Annotated in this window: 28 protein-coding genes; 4 read left to right on the forward strand and 24 right to left on the reverse strand. The window is 44.3% G+C overall.

What is annotated here, in order from left to right:
• The 20 genes from RO21_RS12135 to RO21_RS06085 all read right to left on the reverse strand — a co-directional run.
• A partial coding sequence (locus RO21_RS12135; protein WP_173425297.1) for a phage tail-collar fiber domain-containing protein occupies positions 1 to 1,230 on the reverse strand: 1,230 nt, incomplete at its 3' end.
• Between the two features lie 21 nt (positions 1,231 to 1,251).
• A complete protein-coding gene (locus RO21_RS06000; protein WP_047976892.1) occupies positions 1,252 to 1,782 on the reverse strand; it encodes a phage tail protein in 531 nt (176 codons plus the stop codon).
• Complete coding sequence (locus tag RO21_RS06005) at positions 1,783 to 2,952, reverse strand: baseplate J/gp47 family protein (RefSeq protein WP_047976893.1); 1,170 nt, start codon at positions 2,950 to 2,952, stop codon at positions 1,783 to 1,785.
• A complete protein-coding gene (locus RO21_RS06010) occupies positions 2,942 to 3,280 on the reverse strand; it encodes a DUF2590 family protein (RefSeq protein WP_047976894.1) in 339 nt (112 codons plus the stop codon). The genes RO21_RS06005 and RO21_RS06010 overlap by 11 nt, the downstream gene beginning before the upstream one ends.
• Entirely contained in the window at positions 3,280 to 5,847 is a 2,568-nt protein-coding gene (locus RO21_RS12140; RefSeq protein ID WP_053067723.1) for a phage tail tape measure protein, read from the reverse strand. Before RO21_RS12140 ends, RO21_RS06010 begins: the two co-directional genes overlap by 1 nt.
• Positions 5,848 to 5,874: 27 nt before the next feature.
• Positions 5,875 to 5,997: a DUF6890 family protein gene (locus RO21_RS13640; protein WP_277619732.1), complete on the reverse strand. Its 123-nt coding sequence runs from the start codon at positions 5,995 to 5,997 to the stop codon at positions 5,875 to 5,877.
• Positions 5,998 to 6,053: 56 nt separating this feature from the next.
• The gene (locus RO21_RS06020; protein WP_047976895.1) at positions 6,054 to 6,365 is read right to left on the reverse strand and encodes a putative phage tail assembly chaperone; all 312 of its coding nucleotides are present in this window, start codon (positions 6,363 to 6,365) and stop codon (positions 6,054 to 6,056) included.
• An 85-nt stretch (positions 6,366 to 6,450) separates the two neighbouring features.
• On the reverse strand, positions 6,451 to 6,714 hold the full coding sequence (locus RO21_RS06025) for a hypothetical protein (RefSeq protein WP_047976896.1): 264 nt from the start codon (positions 6,712 to 6,714) through the stop codon (positions 6,451 to 6,453).
• Positions 6,711 to 6,896: a hypothetical protein gene (locus RO21_RS12805; protein ID WP_162198521.1), complete on the reverse strand. Its 186-nt coding sequence runs from the start codon at positions 6,894 to 6,896 to the stop codon at positions 6,711 to 6,713. Before RO21_RS12805 ends, RO21_RS06025 begins: the two co-directional genes overlap by 4 nt.
• A complete protein-coding gene (locus tag RO21_RS06035; RefSeq protein ID WP_047976898.1) occupies positions 6,829 to 7,095 on the reverse strand; it encodes a DUF2681 domain-containing protein in 267 nt (88 codons plus the stop codon). The genes RO21_RS12805 and RO21_RS06035 overlap by 68 nt, the downstream gene beginning before the upstream one ends.
• Positions 7,092 to 7,316: a DUF2644 domain-containing protein gene (locus RO21_RS06040; RefSeq protein ID WP_047976899.1), complete on the reverse strand. Its 225-nt coding sequence runs from the start codon at positions 7,314 to 7,316 to the stop codon at positions 7,092 to 7,094. Before RO21_RS06040 ends, RO21_RS06035 begins: the two co-directional genes overlap by 4 nt.
• 10 nt (positions 7,317 to 7,326) lie before the next feature.
• Positions 7,327 to 7,803, reverse strand: coding sequence for a lysozyme (locus tag RO21_RS06045; protein ID WP_047976900.1), 477 nt, complete (start codon positions 7,801 to 7,803; stop codon positions 7,327 to 7,329).
• A gap of 94 nt (positions 7,804 to 7,897) precedes the next feature.
• Positions 7,898 to 8,356, reverse strand: coding sequence for a phage protein (locus tag RO21_RS06050; RefSeq protein WP_047976901.1), 459 nt, complete (start codon positions 8,354 to 8,356; stop codon positions 7,898 to 7,900).
• Positions 8,357 to 8,359: 3 nt separating this feature from the next.
• Positions 8,360 to 9,478: a DUF2586 domain-containing protein gene (locus RO21_RS06055; protein WP_047976902.1), complete on the reverse strand. Its 1,119-nt coding sequence runs from the start codon at positions 9,476 to 9,478 to the stop codon at positions 8,360 to 8,362.
• 338 nt (positions 9,479 to 9,816) lie between these two features.
• The gene (locus RO21_RS06060) at positions 9,817 to 10,485 is read right to left on the reverse strand and encodes a hypothetical protein (protein ID WP_047976903.1); all 669 of its coding nucleotides are present in this window, start codon (positions 10,483 to 10,485) and stop codon (positions 9,817 to 9,819) included.
• Entirely contained in the window at positions 10,482 to 10,961 is a 480-nt protein-coding gene (locus tag RO21_RS06065; RefSeq protein WP_047976904.1) for a phage tail protein, read from the reverse strand. Before RO21_RS06065 ends, RO21_RS06060 begins: the two co-directional genes overlap by 4 nt.
• Positions 10,958 to 11,410 (reverse strand): head completion/stabilization protein, encoded by a 453-nt coding sequence (locus RO21_RS06070; RefSeq protein ID WP_047976905.1) that lies wholly within the window; start codon positions 11,408 to 11,410, stop codon positions 10,958 to 10,960. Before RO21_RS06070 ends, RO21_RS06065 begins: the two co-directional genes overlap by 4 nt.
• The gene (gpM, locus tag RO21_RS06075) at positions 11,403 to 12,263 is read right to left on the reverse strand and encodes a phage terminase small subunit (protein WP_047976906.1); all 861 of its coding nucleotides are present in this window, start codon (positions 12,261 to 12,263) and stop codon (positions 11,403 to 11,405) included. Before gpM ends, RO21_RS06070 begins: the two co-directional genes overlap by 8 nt.
• A gap of 10 nt (positions 12,264 to 12,273) precedes the next feature.
• Positions 12,274 to 13,290 (reverse strand): phage major capsid protein, P2 family, encoded by a 1,017-nt coding sequence (locus RO21_RS06080; protein WP_047976907.1) that lies wholly within the window; start codon positions 13,288 to 13,290, stop codon positions 12,274 to 12,276.
• 9 nt (positions 13,291 to 13,299) lie between these two features.
• Complete coding sequence (locus RO21_RS06085; RefSeq protein WP_047976908.1) at positions 13,300 to 14,166, reverse strand: GPO family capsid scaffolding protein; 867 nt, start codon at positions 14,164 to 14,166, stop codon at positions 13,300 to 13,302.
• Between the two features lie 194 nt (positions 14,167 to 14,360).
• On the opposite strand from RO21_RS06085, the gene RO21_RS06090 reads away from it, so the two are divergent.
• The 4 genes from RO21_RS06090 to RO21_RS06105 all read left to right on the forward strand — a co-directional run bounded on the left by RO21_RS06090 (position 14,361) and on the right by RO21_RS06105 (position 18,070).
• The gene (locus RO21_RS06090; protein WP_047976909.1) at positions 14,361 to 16,154 is read left to right on the forward strand and encodes a terminase large subunit domain-containing protein; all 1,794 of its coding nucleotides are present in this window, start codon (positions 14,361 to 14,363) and stop codon (positions 16,152 to 16,154) included.
• An 8-nt stretch (positions 16,155 to 16,162) separates the two neighbouring features.
• On the forward strand, positions 16,163 to 17,203 hold the full coding sequence (locus RO21_RS06095; RefSeq protein ID WP_053067724.1) for a phage portal protein: 1,041 nt from the start codon (positions 16,163 to 16,165) through the stop codon (positions 17,201 to 17,203).
• Between the two features lie 75 nt (positions 17,204 to 17,278).
• Positions 17,279 to 17,554, forward strand: a complete 276-nt coding sequence (locus RO21_RS06100; protein ID WP_047976910.1) for an ogr/Delta-like zinc finger family protein — start codon at positions 17,279 to 17,281, stop codon at positions 17,552 to 17,554.
• A 303-nt stretch (positions 17,555 to 17,857) separates the two neighbouring features.
• A complete protein-coding gene (locus RO21_RS06105) occupies positions 17,858 to 18,070 on the forward strand; it encodes a hypothetical protein (protein ID WP_047976911.1) in 213 nt (70 codons plus the stop codon).
• Between the two features lie 429 nt (positions 18,071 to 18,499).
• Here the strand turns inward: RO21_RS06105 and RO21_RS06110 are convergent, their stop codons facing one another.
• The 4 genes from RO21_RS06110 to RO21_RS06130 all read right to left on the reverse strand — a co-directional run.
• Entirely contained in the window at positions 18,500 to 19,030 is a 531-nt protein-coding gene (locus RO21_RS06110) for a phage N-6-adenine-methyltransferase (RefSeq protein ID WP_047976912.1), read from the reverse strand.
• On the reverse strand, positions 19,017 to 19,256 hold the full coding sequence (locus RO21_RS06115) for a hypothetical protein (protein ID WP_047976913.1): 240 nt from the start codon (positions 19,254 to 19,256) through the stop codon (positions 19,017 to 19,019). The genes RO21_RS06110 and RO21_RS06115 overlap by 14 nt, the downstream gene beginning before the upstream one ends.
• 3 nt (positions 19,257 to 19,259) lie before the next feature.
• Positions 19,260 to 19,568 (reverse strand): hypothetical protein, encoded by a 309-nt coding sequence (locus RO21_RS06120; RefSeq protein WP_047976914.1) that lies wholly within the window; start codon positions 19,566 to 19,568, stop codon positions 19,260 to 19,262.
• A gap of 236 nt (positions 19,569 to 19,804) precedes the next feature.
• On the reverse strand, positions 19,805 to 21,574 hold a 1,770-nt coding region (locus RO21_RS06130), incomplete at its 5' end, for a replication endonuclease (RefSeq protein WP_053067725.1).

Consider the following 21,574-nt stretch of genomic DNA (forward strand, 5'->3'; position numbering starts at 1 on the left):
CGTCATTGTATCGCCCGTTTTCGCCACATAATGCGTACGGACATAGTCTTGGACGCTGTCCATCACATCTTCAGGGGCAGCACTCCAATCACTGCGGCGGTGTCCTTTTTCAAACTTAATGTCGGTCAGATAAATATCAAACGGCTGCTCACGCACCCCGCCCAACATCAAATGAAAACCGGTTTTATTGTCTAAATCCGCCGAGGTGAATGACCACACATAAGTCTGCGGCGTGTCTGTTATCGCTATCGGACTTGACCACACTTGCGGGTTGTTGTTCGGGATTTGATGCACCGCAAGCTGTAATTTCGCATTCTCACGCCGCGAATAGGCTTTAAATGACAGGGTATATCTTGCATTACGCTCAAAGGTCGCAACCGTTTGTGCAATCCCCCGATAAAGCTCACGGTTATCGGTCGTCAGCCGTAGCCATTTTTTATTATGTGTCGTCTCAACACGACGGGTACAGTCTCCCCAGTTTTGCCAGTGAGCTAACGCATTTTCAAAGCGCCCGTTGCGCAGGTAATTACGCCCGCCGACAGACAGCGCGTCCAGCTCATCTTTTAACGCCTTACCCTGTGCTGCGGTTAAGGCTTGCGTGGTACTGCTTGAGGTGAGAGTATTATTAAGCTGTACAAGACCGGCTTGGAACCCGGCTTCAATATTAAAAGTATGGCCTGATGCTTTAGAGACTTTGAAACTATTATCAAAAAAAACTGCTCTGTCGTATAAATCTCGGTTTGTTAACCTGATTTTTTCATCTATTCCGTGTAGACGAGCGGTAAAATCAATTTGCCACGTTTCTGCACTGACATTGATATTAGTAAGAGATTGAGCGCCTGTAAATTCCAGTAAGATGGAACGGGTAATACTATTTCCTTGAATACCTTGTTTATTTTTGACTTTTTTTATTGTGTCCGTGTGTACCGCAACAGCTAAGAGATTAATCTCGCTATTGACTAATCCTATAAAGTTGAAATCAAAATCACCAACTTCCGTCCCTAACGTAACAGAGTAAACAACCGCATTTCTATTTACGACACCGGATTGTGAAATGGCTTGACGATGTACGATTTGATTCCGAGTTGGCATTCGCAAATTATGCTGTAAATTTTGCGCTGTTAGGTTCGGAATATTGGCAAAGATAATTTCATCAAATTTAACACTACTTTTTTGAGCTGTTTGGGTAGCTATATATTGTTCTAATGCTGTGGTTGCTAATGTTGCCATTTATTTTTATCCTTATTTTTGTTATATATTTAATTTAATCGGGAAACATTGATAATCTTGATTAAATTCACCGTAATTGGTCTGAATATTTTGGTTAATAATGACTTCAAAAGTGTAACGACGACAAGTTCTTCCATAATGTCGGATAATTAAATTAAGTAAATCAGGGTTTTTAGATATTTGAGAATCATTAACCCGAATTTTAATTACATCCCAATTTTCTTTATCAAAGCGTTCTTCTATTTCTACATAGCCAATGCCTAATCGTTCGAAAATACGTTTAAATCCGGCAACACTTCCCGCATCTTTTGCATTAATAAAAGCGTATTTCACTCTTTTGCGAAAAAGCTCTAGCGGTTCATCTTTAAAGCGTGTTATATCTCTTTGGTAAGCAATAAGGCTTAGAATTCGTTCACTGCATTTTTCTTCATCTTGGGTTTCAAATGGGTAGCGTAGAATATTCATTACCCAAAACCACCATTTTTCAAATAATATAGCGATTTTGGCAAGTTCGCCTTTATTCATCCAAAAGGGTAATTTAATAGGAAACATTTAATCTCCTAGGGTTACGGTTAATGATTGAATTCTAGGGATATTTAATAAACTCACGATATCGGATTGCCCCCATACTAATGATGATATTTGCGGGTACTGTTGATGAATTTCTTCACCTAAATGAGACCAGGAAAAACGACTAAACGGGTAGGTTTTAGTGACTTTAAAAATATTATTTTCCCGAAAGGCACAGCGGATCATCATTTCAACTTTATGCCTAATTTCCTGTTGGCGAGCCGTTGCGATACCGTCTGATTGTGCAAAATAAATCTTGCAGGTTAGGCTATGGTGTGTCTCTGGTATTGCAAAGCAAAGTAAGTCATCACCGTGACCGTGATTGCCATCGTCTCTCACATAGCGGTTTACTTTGTCAATAAATGGCTGGCTTGTTACGCCTGTGTCAAGTAATAAATAAGCATTTGCAGAACCTGGGCCGCGGGGGGCATCGTGCTTGAAATAAATGCGATCGACAGATAATCCGGCTACTTGGGCTATCATTCCTTTATAAACGCTGTCTATATGGTGTTTTCCCGCACTTGAAAATTGAACACGATAACGCTTTCTTAATTCCTCGTTACTTTCTCGTTCCGCTCCCGGACTGGTTAGCCAATCATTCCGATTAATCACGGATTGAATCCCTGCTATGGACTCGGGTAAAATGCAGTAGTAGCCTTGCGATAAATTAAAGTCGCTCCCTTCTCTTTCGGCAACCACGGGGACAAATCCGGATAAATCACCTCTTGGGATAGTAAAGTCGGCTTTTACAAAAAGGCGATAGATAATACCGTTGATCCGCTCTGTTTGAACAACAGTCCCTTTCTTGATCGTAATAGAGGTTGAAGCATCTGACTTGATAAACTCAATTTCACCCTCGGCAAAGGTTGCCGGCTTAAAATCAAGTCCAACCGACCAAGCCTGCATTTGCAGCCACTTATCTTTTGCGGTTTTTACGAATAAATTCGGTAACACCTCTTCAATTAAATACTCTGAAAGCCACTTAACTGGTTTGACCGCAACAGCGGTAATTAAACGCCAAAACGGCGACATTTGGCTAGTATTGGTAATAAAGCCTTCTTTTTCCGTCAGATGCTCAAAGTATTGCCGAATTTCACTTTCTTCGATAGGCAGACCGGATTCTGCAACTATTTGTCTAAATTCATTGCTCATTTAACGTTACCTGTTGATAAATATTGCCCCACTCGACTGTTTCGGCATTGATGATTAATGTACTCAAATCTCGTTCAATAATCTCAATCGTACCCGGCACTAGCCGTTCGTCTTCTTCAATCAACAAAATCATTTGCAAAATAATATCTTTGCGTAAAATTTTGCTACGTTCTGCGATAAGTAAGGTAACTAAACCGCTTTCCAGCAGGGCGTGCTTAATATCTTGAGCGATCGAGAGACGGTTATTACACCGTTCCGGTACGCCGCCGGCATCAAGACTTAAATCCTCGCCGACAATCCAAAGATCAATATATAAACTTTCTGCCATTAGCTACCCATTGCTGTATTTTCTTTAACGATCCGATTAGCTACATTGACCATCTGCTGTTCATTCAGACCTGATCCATTGATTGTAATGTTGTTGTGTTGAGTAATATTTTTGGTTGATTGACTTAGCATATTACTCACCGTTTTACCTCGTTCTAACTTAGTATTTGGTTGCGGAATCGGGGCAGTTTGCAATGCGGTATTACTTAATTTTAATGCCGTAGCACTGACGCTACCCACGACATTTTGCGGTGAATTAAATACGGGCATTGTGGGCATATCAAGTTCGACCGGAATCGTAATCGGTTTAAAATCTGTACCGGTGAATTGGTTAATTTTTTCAATAATCCAGTTAATGGTTTTTAGTGCCATTTCATACAGTTTTTTGAAGACACCTGTAAAAAGTTTCCAAATGCCCTCGCCAATTGCCATAAATGCCCCGATAACATCGCCGTTACTGATTTTTTCGAAGAAGTTTTGCCACATCTCGACCCCTGTAAAAATAGCTTCAACAATGCCTTCGCCGAATAAACCGACTAGGTCAATCACCAGTGCCAAGGCATCTATGGCGAGTTGAAAGCCTGCGGCAAGGATTGCCCCGACCGCTTCGCCTGCACTTGCCCATTTTTCAAGATCTTGCGAACCGGCGGTGCTTAACCCTAGCATTTCGCTAATTTTAGCGACCACACCTAAAATAATATTCCAAACACGCCCAAGAGCTTGTTTAACAGGTTCAAGGCTGACACCCCATTGGGTAAAACCACTGATAACCCCTTGGAAGAATGCAGATAACTCGGCTCGGAATTTGTAAATAAAAATACTTAAACCAATAATAAGCCCAGAAATAAGCATTAATGGGGAAAAAATAAATGAAATGCCAACTTTAATAGCGGTAAATAGACCTATTATTGAACCTTTTAATCCCACGGCTAATAAATTGACTAAATTAAGCGGATTAAAAAAGGCTTTAAATGAACCCGCAGATGTTTTTAGCAATGTTGGAAATAAGGCAAAATAGAAACTTAATTTACGAAAAACTAATACAATTTTTCCTAAACCCGTATCAAATAAAGCACTAATATTTTTTAGTGTCAGTTTTCTTAAGCCAAGAATAATTGCACCTAAACCGGTATCAAATAATGCAAGAAAATTTTGCCATTTATACTGTAATATTGTTGTATTGAATGCGAGTTTTAGAAATTTACCCGATAATATATTTACAGCTTCTGCACCAGCACCTGCTAATTTAATTGGGGATAGAAATGTTCCACCGATTAATTTTAATATTCCAAATAGTGTTGCTTTAATCAACTTAAATGGAATGAGCATAGCTAGCCCTGCAATTTTCCATAATTTGAAAATGCCTACAATCAACATCACCGCAGGCACAACCGCACCGAGTGCAAGCGATAGCCCGACAATATAGCCAAGCAATCTTGCGATATTGGGATTAACCTCAAGCCATTTCACAAAGTAAGTGCCGGCATCGGCAATTTTGTTTAAGAACGGGGTAATTTTTGCTAGTACCTGCCCGCCGATGATGGTGCGAATGTTGATCAGAATATTGGCAAAGCGTTCCCATACGTCTGTAACAGTCTTAGAAATGGCGATGGCTTCATCAAGGTTGTTAGCTTTGCTGATTTCGGTAATGTTATCTTGCAAACTATCCATTTTTGGCAAAAGGTTATTGATAACCTGTGCCGCCTCTTTTGTACCGAATGCTTTTTGCAACACATACAATTCTTTCGAATCAAGATCGCCAAATTTGGCTTTAATCTTCTGTAAAATCTTGATCATTGGCAGCATTTTGCCGTTAGCATCTACGAAGGATAAGCCTAATTTCTTTTGAGCTTTCATCGCTCCGTTTAAAAAGGCGGCGTATTTAGTTCCCGCTAAACCGCCCTCGAAGACGTTTTGTAAGTTACCCAGCACAGCAAACTGTTCAGCAATGTTGATTCCGTGGTCTTTCGCACTCGAACCAAGATTGGTGAAGGCTTGCTGTAAGGATTCGCCAGAAGATTTAAATTTATTTGCGGTCAGCGTTGCTTGGGCAGCGACCATTTCTACCCATTTACTTTTGCCCATTGCGTTGGCTTGTTCGCCGAAAATGCCGTAAAGCTGGGAAATGTATGATCCCATCTGCTGCACGTTCGACCCTGTGGCTTTAGCAAGAATATTGGACGATTTAGTAAACGCAATAACCTCATCATCGGTTAAGCCGTCAATCGCCCGCACGATTTCGTTGGCTGAATCGATCACATCGGTTGCCGCAACACCAAAAATCGAGGAAAAGCCAAGGGCAAATTTTTGCACCTTTGCCAAGCCTTCTTCGCTCATTCCGGTTGCGGCAATATTGCTGACGGCGTTTGCCATATCAATCGCAGGGCCAAGGGCGGATTTCATCGCCATACCGGCTGCGACAACGCCTGCCGCACCGTAAGCGATTTGCTCCATTGCGGCTTTGCCTCGTTGCCCGAGGGCATCGATCTCTTTTGCGATGCTTTGTACCGGCTTGGTAACTTGGTCAATCAAGTTGATGACATAATCCAGCCCTTTGCGTTCTGCCATTGTAAAACCCTAAAAAGTATGCCGTTTTTATAATACTTTGCTAATGCCGTGGGCGACTGCCACGGCAAGCTGTTCAAAATAATTTTTGTGTAGCCAGACGGCTCTGGCTAAGTTAATTTCTTCGTTATCGGCGTGTGGTAAATAGTGCATTCGCAACGCAACGGCTTGGGAAAAACCGTTGTCTGCGATTGCCTCTACACGCCGCTCTAGTTTTTTACGGTGATGTTAATTTTCGGGAGTAGTGCCTCTCTCACTTCACCAAATAGATCCGTGGTTAAGCCCGGCACTTGCAATAATTCGGCAAGATCATCACGTTGATTTGGCTCAACTGTGGCGAGTAAATAATCACGCATTGGGGTAATTTTGTTTTTGGTATCCACGTCGTTGACGAACGCATCATAAGCGGCAGGATCAAGGTTAAAGCGGAAATCGGTATCTCCTACGGTTAATACCACGTGATTTTTGATTTTAATGCCGAGTTTGTCTAATAAGCTGACGGCTTCGTTTGGTTTTTCCATTTTTGTTCTCCTATTTTTAATCAATGGATTTTGTGATGTGCAAGCGGTCTGTTTTTGCAAAAAATCTGCAACAGCCGACCGCTTGTTAATTTTTCTCGACCCTTTCTACGATTTTGTCGAGTTTCTTATCTACTTTGTCAAAATCCTCTCGGATCTCTTTGCGTAATTGAGCAAAGTCGGTTTTTTTGACATAGTTTTCCGAGGCGTAGACTTTGTATTCCTGCAACTGATCTTTAACGGTTTCCACATCTTTTTTAGTGGTCATTAGCTGAGTTAATGCCCACAAAATAAAGGACGCAGCAGGCCCAATACCTAATAGCCATTCCAATTTAAACCCATCAAAGTTCATTCCGCCCCCTTGCAAATAGTGCGATAGGTGTCGTTATGTACCAGCACTTGCCGCAGGGTTTCCGTGCTGTCTTGTCGGCTGGCCTTAATCAGCGAAAAGCCGGCGCAGCTTGGGTTAATCACGGAGATCGGCGTTGGTGTGCAAGCGGTCAATAATCCGCTTACGGTCAAGGCTAATAACATTTTCTTCATTCTGTTTACGTACCTCGTGATGTTTGAGTTGCGTTTCAACCACCGCTTTTTCAGTTTGTAATTGTTGGTTGTAGGCGGTCTGTTCGGCTAATTTTTTGGCTAAGGCATTCGCTTTACGGGATTGCCATAAGCACCAACCGACAATGCACAGAGCAAAAACCGCCGTGATAATAATTTGGGCGATGATCATTCTTTCCCCCGTTGGCTTAGGGCATTGGCAAAACCTTTGGTCGCCACTTGTCCGCCGCAGAACAGGGCAAAGACGGTGAACAGCTCTGCTACGTTCGAGCGGTCTAGATAGACCGAGTAGGCAAGAATGGCACTCATCAATAATGCTCCGAAAAACTGGATAAAGGCGGTGGTACTCAATCTGCCGTCCGCATTGCTAAATAATTCGGCAAGTTTTTTCACGTTAGCCGCCTTAGCGTTGCACGCCTAAAAAGAGTAAACGTTCTTCATTGCGGCGGCGTTTTAAGCCGGCTAACTCTTTGCCGCCGGCATAGATCCAGCGTAAAAACTGGTCGGCAACGGCATAGACGGAACGTTGATCGGTTTGGCGCATTAAATAGAGCTTTTTCACGAGAGTGGATTTTTTCAAACGCCCTAAGCCGATATTAAAGGCAAGGGAAACTAAGGCATCAAATTGGTGTTGGGTAACGGTTACGCCTAATTCATCTAAGAGCTGGTTAATGCCTTTTTCAAAATGTTTTACATCTTGGGCAAGCAGTTGTTCTGCTTGGGCTTGAGTGATTTTGTCGCCCTCTTTGACGTTGTGGGTATGCCCGTAGCCAATGGTAAGTACACCGACACTGTCTCGGTAAGCGGTGAGTTTGCAACCTTCAAATTGTTTTATGAGGCTGAACCCGGCAATGCTAAGGGCTAAAACAGTTTTTTTCATTGAATTTCCTTTTTGTTGTTATCGTTATCGGGAAAACGCCAAAACCAGTGCTTTTTTATGGTTGTTATACGTCGTGGCTTTGGCGTTTATTCGGTTATAAACCTAAAAAGCGGGTATCTTCTAGCGAAAGATACGGCACACCATTAATGCGGATAAAATCCGGGCTAGTTACAATAAATTTAATTTTTTTCGTGGTTTTCGAACCGCCTTGACTGTCGAGATCGAGCAGGTCGCTTAAAATCAACTTGACCCCAAACACTTCGATTTTTGCCCGTGTGCCGCCTCGGCTGGCCCAAAACACAAAATCGGTAAGTGGCATATCTCGGTATGAGCCTGCCGCTGCGGCAATCGAACTAAATTTAGTGAAATTTTTTTCGTCTACCGTAATTTCACCTTCGGCGGTAACATCGCCATCGACATAACCGTCCGGAATCCCCCGTGTTTGTGCTACGGCGGTGTTATCGGAAATACTTAGGCTGACATTATCAGCGTGAACCGGCATTGCCCCCATCCAAAAGTCGAAGGACATTCCGGAAATACGTTCTCTACTCATTGATTAAGCCCCCGTTAAGTTAAGATCAAGGAAGACGTTTGCCGTGATTTGTTTCGGGCACTCCATCGGTTGCACCTTGATGTAAATATTGACTTGGTTTTTATTGAGCCATTGGATCACGACACTGTCATCAGTCGGCGGGTAACACTCGCCGGGGAACAGTTGCGCACCGATTTGGACGGATTTCGCCATTTCCCGCATTGGTGTTGCAAATAGGGTTTGGTGTGCCTCAATACTTGAACCGGTATTGTTAAAAGAGCGGTCGGCAATTTTCGGAATAGCGAGTAAACGGACTCGGCGGCAGACTTTATCGACCACCCGAACGTGTTCGATCACCTGATAATCGCCCCCTTCTACATCAAGGGTGCGACCGTCCGACCAGTAAAAGCCGTCATAGTCGGGATACCACATTACCGTAGAATAGCGAGCCTTTTCTAGGGCTTGAATATGTGCCATTGTGAGTAATTTGCTGTCGTTATCCGTTGGCCGTTCTTCACTGCCAAGTTCGACTAATGCGCCTGTTTGAACACGGGCGGGGCTGTCGGCAATCGTTACGGAGCGATTTGCCAAACGTCCAGCCAATACGCCGACATCATTGCCGAATAAATTTGGCACGAGCATAACGTGTTCGGCAGCAATACCGGCTTGTAACGTGGTGAGCCGTGCAACGTATTGTTCCCACGTTTCCGCCCCATCGTTGCCTGCAATCGCTTGAATAAAGAAAGTGCGGCGGCTGTATTTGGCTAACAGTTCGGCATAGAGCGATTGCAAAGCGGTGATCGCATTTTTATCAATGCCGATGGTATAGGTATTGACGCAATATTCAAAAGCGGCGGTTTCGTTTGCTTCTCTTACTGCGGTAGCAAAGTTAAATTCATCTTCCGGCATCAAGTAAGCATAAGCAAACCAGTTTTGACCGGCGTTAAGTTTTGCCGCATTGACTTGGCGTTTGATTTCACTGCTTTGCTCACCGAACAGCGCATCAAGATCGGTATCAGTGGCAAGGGAAATCAGTTTGTTTACATTCTGTGAGCCGATGCCGACAAACAGGCAGACACGTTCAATTTCATTAGTTTGCCCTTGTCTGCGATTAAGGGCGTTAATTTGTACACCTGGGAGCATTTTTTGTTCCTCTTGTTGTTTTTTATTGGTTTTGGCTTTTAAATGCTTTGATAATTTCAGGTAGCCTTAAAGCAACGAGTACCATTACTATGGAAAAAGTGATTTGTAGTAAGTCAAATTGCATTGCAAGCTCCTTGTAATTTAAAGATTTCGTTATAATCCATCTCAATAATCCTTCCTTACTTAAACACTAAGGGTTATTTTTTGTTCTAATGCTTTCTCTTAAAGTAAGCTGATTGCAGCAATTAATACAGCACTTGAACAGGTAATGAGGGCAAAAGTTATACCTAGAGTAATCATTACCTCTGAATTTATTTTGTTCATTTATTCCTCCATTCTTATAAGCCGTTTTCTTCAAGATATTTTTGCAAAATCTCGCCGACAATACGGGCGTTTTCATTTGCTCGTTCATCTAAGAATGGGCGTTTTTCAGTTGGAATAATCCAACGGGTTAAACTTTTGCTAACATAGCCTTTTGTGGACATTTTACGGATAATTGCACCCGCTTGATCGCGTGTTAGCTGTTGCTGTATTTCGCGAATAGAGAGCCGTTTACGCTTTTTGCCTATTGCTTTGCGATAACCTAAATCCCGCAGTTTTTGGGCTTGGCGCTTGGTTGCTGGTTCTTGCCCGTCTTTGGTTCGCCCGCCTTTAAAATCGGAGACATCAAATTCGTGATCTAAGCCGTATTGATGCTCTTCGGCAATTTGTCCGGTTCGCTGATTTTTGTAATACAGTTTGCCTTGATTACCAAATCCAAGATCTGCTTTACTATTAAATAATTTTGCAATGCGGCGGAGCATTTTCGCCGTACCGTTTTTGCGTGGTTTCCACGCTTCACCAGTCGGCTCTTTTTGATGCGAGGCAGTTTTCACCGACTGACGTTTAATCATCTGTAATGACCGCACCAAGATTTCTTTTTTCTTCTCTTTCGGTAGGCTTAATACCTCAAGATCACGTAAAAAGGATTTTAGGCTTTCAGGGGTTAAACCCGATTCAATGCTCATTGCAACGATTGATCATTGATTGCTATTTTGAGTTCGGTCGGTTGTTGCCAAATCTCAAAAGGAGCAAGTTCGTAACAAATACCGTCAATTTCCACATCGCTTGTTTCCACTTCGGTGGCTAAAATCGGTTCTCGAATTTTGATTTGCATTGCTAAATCAGCGGTGCTGTCGTCTAAAATTTCTAAATCAAACGGATCTTCGTAAATATCCAGTCGATAACGCATAGCGTCCTGTTCGTTTAACCAGTTTTGGATCAAGACCATCAATTTCAGCGGATTAACTTGTTCAAACGGTAATTCGTTAAACAGGAGCGTGGCTTCATACTCTAAATGAGCAATCTCGATGCCATGAGTCGTCACGTTTCGCCCTTCGTTGATGATTTTGCCGCTTTCCATCCACGAATAGAGATTGCCTCGGTAATGTGCCGGTAATAACGATAAAACGTATTCGGTCAGTCGGTGATAAAGTAATTTCATACTAACGCCACACTCCCACGGGTTTTGCCTTTTAAGGTACGGATCGCCATTACTGCTTCGGCTTGCAGACTCTTTTGTTCGCTGACTAAATCCCGCTTTTCGTGCAATTCACGGGCGGAGAGGGTGAAAAATTCCGGTAATAATTCGTTTTTTGCCCGAGCGAACACGGCTTTTTTGTAAAGCTGTTGCGGGTAATTGATACCGTTTACTTTGCTGCCGTTAAGATCGCTAATGTGCTGAATACCTTGGGCTTTGTAATTGTCTTCTACCTCTTTGAGATCAATCTCAAGGGATAGCACCGCATAGATCAAGGCTTCTTTTACTAGTTCAAACGGGATTTGCAGCGGGATTGCGCGGCTTTTTTGAAACTCTGCAATGGAGATTTCGCCCCAAAATCCGTCCGTTTGTAAGATTTCTTCGCTGAGTTCGGTTTGTCTGCCGTTAAACATCGCCTTCCCCTTTGTATTTCGCCAATACCTCTTTGAGAGAAAGCGGCTTAGCGTTGAGCAGTTGAATGACCTTTGGTATATCAATATCCGAGGTATTCAGAGCCAAGCCAGCCGCTTGGGAGGGTTCTGCAATGCCGATGTCGGCAAGTTTCGTTAGTCGCATTTGGCAGCGTTCCACTAAATTTTTTACGCCGACTTTATGGTTAAGCTGGAACGCACGGTTGCAAAGCTGAATGGCTAAGTGCAGGCGTTCCGGCTCGTTATAGCTGGCTGCGTGGGCTTTACCGTCTGCGGTACGAACTAATAAGGTGGCAGCGAGTTTGAGCCATTTTGCCGTGATGTATTCGTGCAGCGACCAGTGCATCGAGACCTTTTCCAAAATCTGGCTAAAATATGGCTCAACGTTGCCACCCACGGCAGCGGTTTTTTCTGTCCAACGGTAGATTTGGTCGGCGACAAAGGTGGGGATCGTACTTTTGAATCTTTCCGGTAAACGTTGCCCGTTGGTAATGGCGCGGTCTGCCATTTCAATGGCGTGTTCAAAACGACCCACGTCAAACAAATAAATAATACAGTAACCGATAACATCATTTTGATGGGTATCTCCTTTGTTGAAATGCTGTTCGACAAAGGGCAGCCATTTCGGTAAAAAATGCGCCCGTTTGTAGTCTGCTCGGATTTCAAGGGACGGCATTGTGCGGATTTTTTCCACTTCATTATGCAAGGCAATATCCACAATATGCTGTGAGTGGTGAGTCGTAGGTAACGTGCGCCCTTCTAACAAGGTTTGCGCCTGTTCCTCCGCAAGTGCCTGTTGTGCTTGCATTCTTGCCTGTTGATCACGCAGTCCCATTTATGCTCCGTTATTCGTTAGCTTGTGATTGGTCAATAATTTCTACTTTTGAGGCATCAATCGCCGTCATCAGATCTAAATCTTCCACCACATAACCTTCCATACGCCAATAACTGTCGATCAAGCCTTTACGATCTTGGTTATCTTCATAGCGGCGTTTTTGGGTGTTGGATTGGGTGTAAATACTTAAATTGCTTAAGCTGGTAACAACGGCTCCTTTTGCCGGGAAGTTCGGCGGGGTCATTGCCGGCATACCGGCAAAGCTGCCCATTAAGTTATGCGTACCCAGTGCGGCACGTTCTGTCGGGGTCATTCCGGCTTGTTTGTTGATCAACTTGGTTTCGGCACTGACAAGATCCGCGCCGACAAGGAATACGAGGTCGTTACGGTTTTGATGACGCAAGGCAAGCCCTTGTTTTAAGTCAAAGGCGAGACTGTCTAAATTACTAAATTCGGCGTTATCACCAAACAAGGTAATTTTGCCGTTTGTGCCGGTATAGACATTTGCCGATTTCTGCTCTTTTAACAGAGTAAGCCAGCCTTTATTCACATCGGACATATCGGTTGCAGCTGTGTTTTCTGCCACGCTTTTGCCGTGCCAGCCGATTTGTAAACGGTCTAAGGCGATTTGGGTTTGCACATAATCGGCATAGAGTTCAAATAATTTATTGCCAAAGCGGGCGAAGTTGGTAAACATTTGCCACGGTACGATGACACCGGAATCCGTTTCAAACAACTCATAGCCTTTTTGGTCGTGGTTGAGGGTGGCTAAATAGCGCCCGTCTTGTTTACGACCTGTGATGCCTTTTTCGGTTGCACCCAGTAATTTATGCCCTTTCACATCGGTAACTTGGAACATATTGATTTTTTGCAAGAAGTCCGACTTTTGCTGAATGTTTGTGCCAAGCTCGGCAGCTTGCGGTACTTGTAAGGTGAAGTATTTCCCTGCGATTAAATCAGCCGGATCGACGTTGTAGAATTTGCCGAGTGCTAAGCAAAATTGTCTAAATAGTTCGTTGTGGTTCATTTTTGCCCCTTATACCGCGGTATTGACGGTAAATGTATTGGCATCTGGCGTAATAGCCGGATTTGCGCCGTTTGGAATTGGGGTAGCTTCTTTGCTTAGTTCGGAAAACTGCTTTTGCAAATTCTCGAAATCGGCTTTCAGCGCGTTAAATTCTTCGGCACTTACTGTTGGCGTGTCTACCGTTTTTTCGGTGGTTGCCGGTGCAGGTTCTGCCGGTTTGGTTTGTGCAGCAAAGGCGGCGGCGATACCGTCTTGAATGGCGTTTTTTAGCTCTTCTTTTGTCATTGAGACGTGTTCCTCTTTGTTGTTTTTGTTGTCGGGATCGACGAGTGAAGGCTGAGTATTATCGGCTTTTGGGTCTTCCTCTCTGCTAAAGAACCGTTTAAATTTTTGGAATAAACGGAACTCCTCGTGTTCTTGCACAGTAAAGTGCAGTGGTTCGCTTTGACCAAACCGCAAATTTTCATCTACGCCGCGGGCGTTGAAATTTAGTGCAGTTGTACCGGTTGATGCTGGGGTATCGGTAACAGCTAAACCATAGAGGTAATTTTTGCCGGTTTTTTGGAAGTTCGGCATAATTTCAACACTGGTGAACAGTTTTTGTCCCCGCTCGTTGAGTGCCATTAGTTCAGCCGTTGGGCTGATACGGGCAAAGAGCTTGGTTTTGCCGTCCACCTTTTCCACTTTCACTTCGTGAACCCGTCCGAGATTACCGAAATAGCGGTAATGCTCTAACCAAATGAGGGCGGTATAGACCTGCGGATCGTAGGTGTCTGCCATTTCACTCAGTTCTGTTTCGCTAATTTCCCGCCCGTCCACGGTGTAGCCGGCGGTAGCGATACAGATCCAGTCAGTTAAAAGCTGTGTTTTTGCCATTTGGGGAAGTCCTAAAAATGAAATTTGAAATTGATGGCAGGATTTTGCGAGAAAAAATCAGGCTTTGCACTTGGCAAAATTCGGATATTTTCGGCTATTCGGGCAAAAACGGGGGATAACCGAAAATATCCGAATTTTAAGAGGCGAAATTGGGCGAAAAAATGCGGATCATTGCGAAAAAGGAGTCAGCAGTGATGCCGAAAAGTATCGAAAAATTAAAACAGCGCAAATCACGTTATTCAGAAGAAACGATTTTTGAGGCTCGTTACCTTTATTTGAAAAAATATTCCCCGCAGGAAATTGCCAAAGAATTAAGCCTGCCTTCGCCCCGCCCGATTTATTATTGGGCGGAAAAATACCAATGGCGCAATATGCTCGGCGAACGGGGGATTGAAGAACTGATCGCTTTGCGGATTGTTACCTTGATTGAGCGAGAGGGAAAGAGCGAAGCGGAGCTGAAAGAGCTTGATGCGTTAATCGAGCGGGATATTCAGTATAAAGCCCAGCGGGCGAAGGCGAATAAAGCCTCACAAGCGGTCAGTTATGGGCAGGATTTTGCAAACGATGAGGCAGAGCCTCGCCCGAAAAAGCGGAAGCAGTCAGTTAAAAACGACATCTCGCAGATTACCGATGATATGTTCGAGCCGTTTTTATCGACCCTGTTCGGTTATCAGCATACTTTGCGTAACCATATTGATCGTAAATTGCGAATGTTGCTCAAATCCCGACAAATCGGGGCAACCTATTATTTTGCGTTTGAGGCGTTAGAAAATGCGATCAAAACCGGTGATAACCAAATTTTCCTGTCGGCAAGTAAGCGGCAGTCGGAAATTTTTAAAACCTACATCACCAAAATGGCCCGGCAATATTTTGATATTGAATTAAAGGGCAACCCGATTATTTTAAGCAATGGGGCGGAATTGCACTTTTTATCGACCAACAAAAGCACGGCGCAGGGTTATCACGGCCACGTTTATGGGGACGAATTTGCGTGGCTGCGGAATTTTGAAGAGTTCTACACGGTCGCCAGTGCAATGGCAACCCATAAAAAATGGCGGGAAACCTATTTTTCGACTCCATCGAGTAAATTCCACGGCTCTTATCAATTTTGGTCGGGCGATATGTGGAAAAAGGGCGATCATAAGCGGAAAGATGTGATTTTTCCGAGCATTGAAACAATGCGTGCCGGCGGGGTAGATTGTCCGGATGGCGCGTGGCGTTATGTCGTTACCATTGAAGATGCCCTCAAAGGCGGTGCGGGTGAACTGTTTGATATTGAGGCACTGAAACAGAAATATAACAAGCACGCCTTTGATCAGCTATTTATGTGCAAATGGGTGGACGATGCCGATTCGATTTTCAATATTGGCCAACTGCTCAAATGTAGCGTTGATATATCAAAATGGACGGATTTCGATATAAATAAGGCACATCCATTTGGCAATCGGGAAGTATGGGGCGGTTACGATCCGGCACACAGCGAAGATGGTGCAAGTTTTGTGATTGTTGCCCCGCCGATTTTAGATGGCGAGAAATATCGGGTGCTGGAGCGTTACCAATGGTTCGGCAAATCGTACCGCTGGCAGGCGGAGCAGATTGAACGATTGTATAAAAAATATCATTTTTCTTATATCGGTATTGATACAAACGGGGTCGGCCACGGCGTGTATGAAATGATAAAAGCCTTTGCCGGCCGCCGAGCCACGCCGATTTTGTATCAGCCGGAAGTCAAAACCGCCTTGGTGCTGAAAGTGCAAGATTTGGTTGATCGGGGCTTGATTGAGTGGAGTGATGAGGAAGCGGATATTCCTGCCTCGTTTTTGATGGTAAAACAATCGTCCACCCGTTCGGGCGATCGCATTACCTATATTGCCGACCGCAATGCACAGAATCAGCACGCCGATGTGTTTTGGGCGATTGCCCACGCAATTAACCGCAAAGAACTGAATGACAATAAACCCCGCCGCAGAAGTTGGCATTTTGGATAGGACTTTTTATGAAGAAACAGAGATTGAAACAAAAAAGCAAGCCGGCGCAGCCGAAGCATTTTTCGGCTATCCCTTTTGGGAGTGATCATTGGGAAATTTCGCCACCGCCGGCGCTTGATTATATCGGGTTAAGGTTTAGCGATCAGTTTGAGGTGTACGAACCGCCGCTTAACCGCTTTGCCTTAACCCGTTTGCCCCGACAAAACGCCCAGCACGGTGGGATTTTAAATAGTCGGGCGAATATGATTTCAGCCAATTATCACAGCGGCGGGTTGAGTAAAATGGATATGCGGGCGTTATCGCTTAATTTGATCCAATATGGTGACGTTGGCGTGCTAAAAGTTCGCAACGGATTTGGTAAAGTAGTGCGGTTGGTTGTACTGTCGTCTTTGTATCTGCGAAAAATGAAAAACGGCAATTACCGCTATTTAATGAGGAAATCCTTATTTGATAGCCAGTCGCAGACGGTTTACGAATACCCCGAAAATGATGTGATTTTTCTGAAATTGTATGACCCTGAACAACAGGTTTACGGCGTGCCGGACTATATCGGGGGTATTCAATCGGCGTTACTGAATAACGATGCGACAACCTTCCGCCGCCGCTATTTCAACAATGGGGCGCATATGGGCTTTATTCTTTATACCACGGATCCGGATATAAACGAAGAAATGGAAAAAGAGATCAAGCATAAGATTGAACAATCGAAAGGGGTCGGTAATTTTAAATCGCTATTTGTGAATATTCCGAACGGCCACCCGGACGGCTTAAAGTTGATTCCGGTTGGTGATACGGGTAAAAAGGACGAGTTCGGCACAATCAAAGATGTCTCGGCACAGGATATTTTCACCGCTCATCGTTACCCACCGGGTTTAGGCGGGATTATTCCGAGTGTCGGCTCGATTGGCGATGTTGCCAAAATTCGGGAAGCCTACCGTTTAGATGAGGTGTTACCGATGCAGGCGATGATAGCCGAAGCAGTCAATAGTGATCCGGAGATTACCGGCAATCTTAGAATAACGTTTTTACAGCCACAAAATATCGAATAATAATCCGAATTTTGAGATTTTAATGCGTAAATTGTGTAGTATATTTGCCTTATTTTGAATTGCGGAAGGTGAATAATGGCAAGACAGCTTAAACGATTTTGCAGAGAATGCGGCGAACCCGGCAAAGTATTCAAAACGGAAACCTTGCATAAGGATTTAAAGCGGGAATATTGCGGTTGTACCAATGAATATTGCGGGCATACTTGGGTGAATACGGTAATGTTCGATCATTCAATAAAGCCCAGTAAGCTCACCCAGCCGAACCTTTTTCAATTTATTGTCGATAATCTCCCGCTTGCCGAGCTGGAAAATTTGCAAAGTGCGGTTAAGCAGAAATTACAGCAAGTCTAGATATAGTAAAACGCCCAAATTAATGGGCGTTTTTTATTGAAACTGATTGCATTAAATTTTGATTATATATATAATAATTTGCATCTAGCAAGGGCTAGACACAGCAAACCCCACGCTGTTTAGAGTGGGGCTTAAAAATGGAGCTAGGATATGTACTGGAAAATCATCATCCTAGTTATCTTGTTAGCGATAAGCCTTTCAGCTTATTAGTTATTAGATAACCCTGCGGGGGGAGTACCATTCCCCCCAACGGCTCCAACTATACCCCCTCATATCCGAAAAAGCAAGCAGTAAGGAGAGGAAATGACCGAATTATCTCAACAGCAAAAACAAAAGCGGGACGAACGTGCGTTAGCATTTGTCAAAAAATCGCTGGCAGACGGGAAAAGCCGACAAATTCTGCTACGAATGGATAAAGCGATTGCTGATGAATTTGATGCTGTGTTAGCAGAGTTCGGCGGTTCTCGCCCGCAGGCGATAAAAGCCTTGTGTGAGTTTTATAGAAAGCATACATAGACAAAGCCCGATGTCGTTGATACATCGGGCTTTTACTTTTATAATGCCAGCAAGTCAGCTTTTTGGCTGATGATGCGGTAGCTTTAACGCCCGCATTACCACCTACCAAGTCCGTAATACGGGCGAAGAAGTTGCCATTTGTTCCACCTATAAGAATAAAGGCAATGTAATATGAAAACATATTTACGCTATGCGTTAATCATTTTGATATTAGTGCTTCGCTTAATTACCACTCTAACAGAAACGGACCAGGTTGATGTGAAAGTGGAAGTAAGCGTTAAAGCGAATATCAATGTAGATGTGAAAACTGAAACAACGAAATAACGCATTTTGAAGTTCGAGGGGCTATGCCCCTCTTTTTTATTATGTGGATTTTTGACGGAAAAATCAAGTCGTGTCGCCCTTTGTTCAATGTTCAAATAGATTCTTTCATCTTGTCCCCCATTCTCTAAGACGCTGTAGCTCAATATAACCGGTGTAGCATTGGGTATTCATCGGTTGTAGCGGATCAAATACCACTATCATTGACCCTTTGGAATTACCGGTTTTGGCTTTGCCTGTGCGGTTATGTAGAAAGTTAATGCGACCGCCGGTGATAAACCAAATTTCACGGGCATTTTGTTGGCAGAGCTGAAACCAGCGGGTGCTGGTATCTGCCGGCAATAACATTGCGACATAATGGCCCGCTTGTTTGGATTGTTCTATCGCCCGTTGAATAAAGGGTGTCGGGTTAGAATAGGGCGGGTTAATCCACACCGTTGTCGCCTCGCCCCAGTCGGTTTTAAGGCAATCTTGCGCTTGGGTGAAAAAGCGATCGCATTTGGCGTTATGTGGTGCGGCGCAGGCATCTAACAAAAATTGTCGTTTTAGCAAGATTTGAATGCCTCGAAATTCCGGCCACGGAGTCGCCCAGCAATCTTTGTCGACTTGCGCCGTTTGGGTTTTATTACCGATGAGCATTTTGGGCTTCCTCCTTAGGTTTACGTTTTGCCACTTTTTCGGCATAGCGCTTGCGTCTTGCAATCGCTGACGGTTGTTCTACATAACAGGCTTTACACCACGAATGTAATCCCCATTTATCCCGACTTTGTTTGTAGAAAAATTCCGTATCTGCCGGATAGAAATCACGGCATTTACTGCACTGAATTTCCACGCCGAGTTCGGTTACCTTGAATTGTCTTGCCATTTTTCACCCTCCCCAAGTCCAAGGTTTAAAATAATTGACAGTCATTATTGCAATAGAGGCGATGAGGCAGATAGACGTGAAAAGATTAACGAGCAGCTTGCTAAGGATCACCTCTTTTTCGTTATCTAGCCTTTCATCAAGCCCCTTTACTACTAGGGCAAGTGATGAATTTTTATGGGCTATGTCGTATTGCTGACGTAATAACACTTCTTTGGATCGTTCCAAGTACTCAATGCGTGCTTTTAAACGGGTGAGTTGATTGCTATCGACCATTCTCACGGCGTATTGTTTGCGTTTGGCTTTTGGTTTCATTTGCTCCTCCTAAAAATTGACTGGTTTTTTCTTGATTGCACCGCAGAGACTGCAGGATTGGGTATAGACAATTTCTGAGATTATGCCCGATTCCTGTGCAGTGCTAATGTGAATTACTTTCCATTTGTGGTTGCACGGCATAAGTTTCACCTTTCCGCATCGGGTACATTTGATTCTGTCTTGATCAAATCGGGCAAAGGAATGCCCTTTAAATAAACATTTCAGCATAGTTGCTCCTAATGAAAGTGTGTTTTGGGGATTTTTTCTTCAATGAGTTGCCCTCGGCTGTATCTGAGATAGATGCCGATTTGCTCGTTGCTGTAAATTGGGAGATGTTTTCCGTTTAATAAATCATCAATTTGATATTCTGTGGCTCTCCCTCGGATTAAAATCAGTTGATTTTTTATTCGCTCTCTTATTCTTGGGTCAATGTCTGATGATTTGTTTGTTTTTTGAACCGGTACAGTTACTGACACAAGTCCAAGGGCGGCGTTGCCGCCTATTTCTGCTTCGCTATGCTCGGCGGTGGCTGATTGCCCGTTGATGCCGAAAAGCCGTTGCTGTTTGAGTTCGTCCCAGTTTGCCGGCTTGCGACTGATTACCCACTCTTTCAAACGGGTTTCGGTGATCGTGCCGTTGAGTTGGTTTGTAATACCGTTCACTTTTTTGCGGGTTTCTTTGTATTTATTTTCACCATACACGGCATAGTGCAGGCGGGCTTTGAGGTCTTTCCGCAGTGCCAACGCCCCGCCTTGATAGACGGTATAAGCCGCCCAATCGCCGAGGTCGGCAATAATGCGGAGAATGTCAATAATCTCGTCATCTTGCACGATGTCGCCCAGTTTGCGGGCTTCGCGCCAGACGCCGACACTTGCCCCGCCGATTTGTTGGAACTGGCGAATACCCCACGTTGATGCCCACGCCAACGCACGCAGGGCGGATAGTTTGCTATCGTTGCCTGTTTCATCGGATTTGAGACCGTCCATTCCATAACCGTCTACGTTTTTGGAAACGTATTTGGCAAGGTATGCCGCCCCTGACCCTTTTTTACGGTCAATGGTTTTGAAGGTGCAACGGTGCTTTCTTGCCCCTTTTTCTGTGCCGTCTTCTTCTAGGGCGTAATGCCAAAATACCCGTTTTAAAGCTCGGATATGTTCAGGGCGGGCATAAAGGAGAAAATGCCAGTGTGGTGTTGCATCGTGGTGCGGTTCGGCAACCCGAAAGCCATAGGTTTTGATGTGTTGGCGATTGAGTTCGGCACGGATTTTTGCCCATACGCCGCATAAATATTGTTGGGTTTGGTTGGGCGATGCACCGTTCCATTTCGGGTTCACGCCGCCGTTTTCTAACATTGCGTGATATTTGGACGGCGCAGTCAGGGTGATGAATAAGCCCTCGTCGCCATTATGCTCGGCGATTTGGTCGAAGCCGTTCATTCGGGTCATCAACTCGATGCGTCGTTTTTTCGGGTTACTGCTGGATTTCAGCCAAATATCCAATAGCTCGGTTTGTTCTTCCTCATCTAATAGATTGGTGATGATGCTGTTTTTAATAAATTCGTAGTTGGCTTTGCGCTGCGCCTCAAATGCCGAGAGCCGTTCGCAACTAACGTAGCCGCCGGTGGCGATACTGACCATTCCGACCGCTATCGCCAAATGCTCTTTCATTCGGATCGCCGCCCGTTTGAGCTTATTGAACCAAAAGGTCGGGCAGGCGAGTTTAAGAAAGCCGGTTTGCAGCTCCTCAACGGTAAGTCGCCCCTTTCTGCCTTTTTTCGCATAGGGGGCGTTGATGTGATAGCCATCACAGAGTTTGATTTGCGCTTGGTAGAGTTCGCTCACCACCGCACGGGCGGTGTCGGCATTGGTGGCTTTATGCTGGTGCTTTATGCAGTATTCATCTTGCATTTGCTCCATTTTAAAGGCGAGCGTATCGGCGATTTTATTTAACCGCTCGGGGCGTTGGTAGCCGAGCGGCTGGAAATTACGTTCGGCAAATTCGGATTT

The sequence above is a fragment of the Muribacter muris genome (assembly GCF_001038205.1).
GTDB lineage: Bacteria > Pseudomonadota > Gammaproteobacteria > Enterobacterales > Pasteurellaceae > Muribacter > Muribacter muris.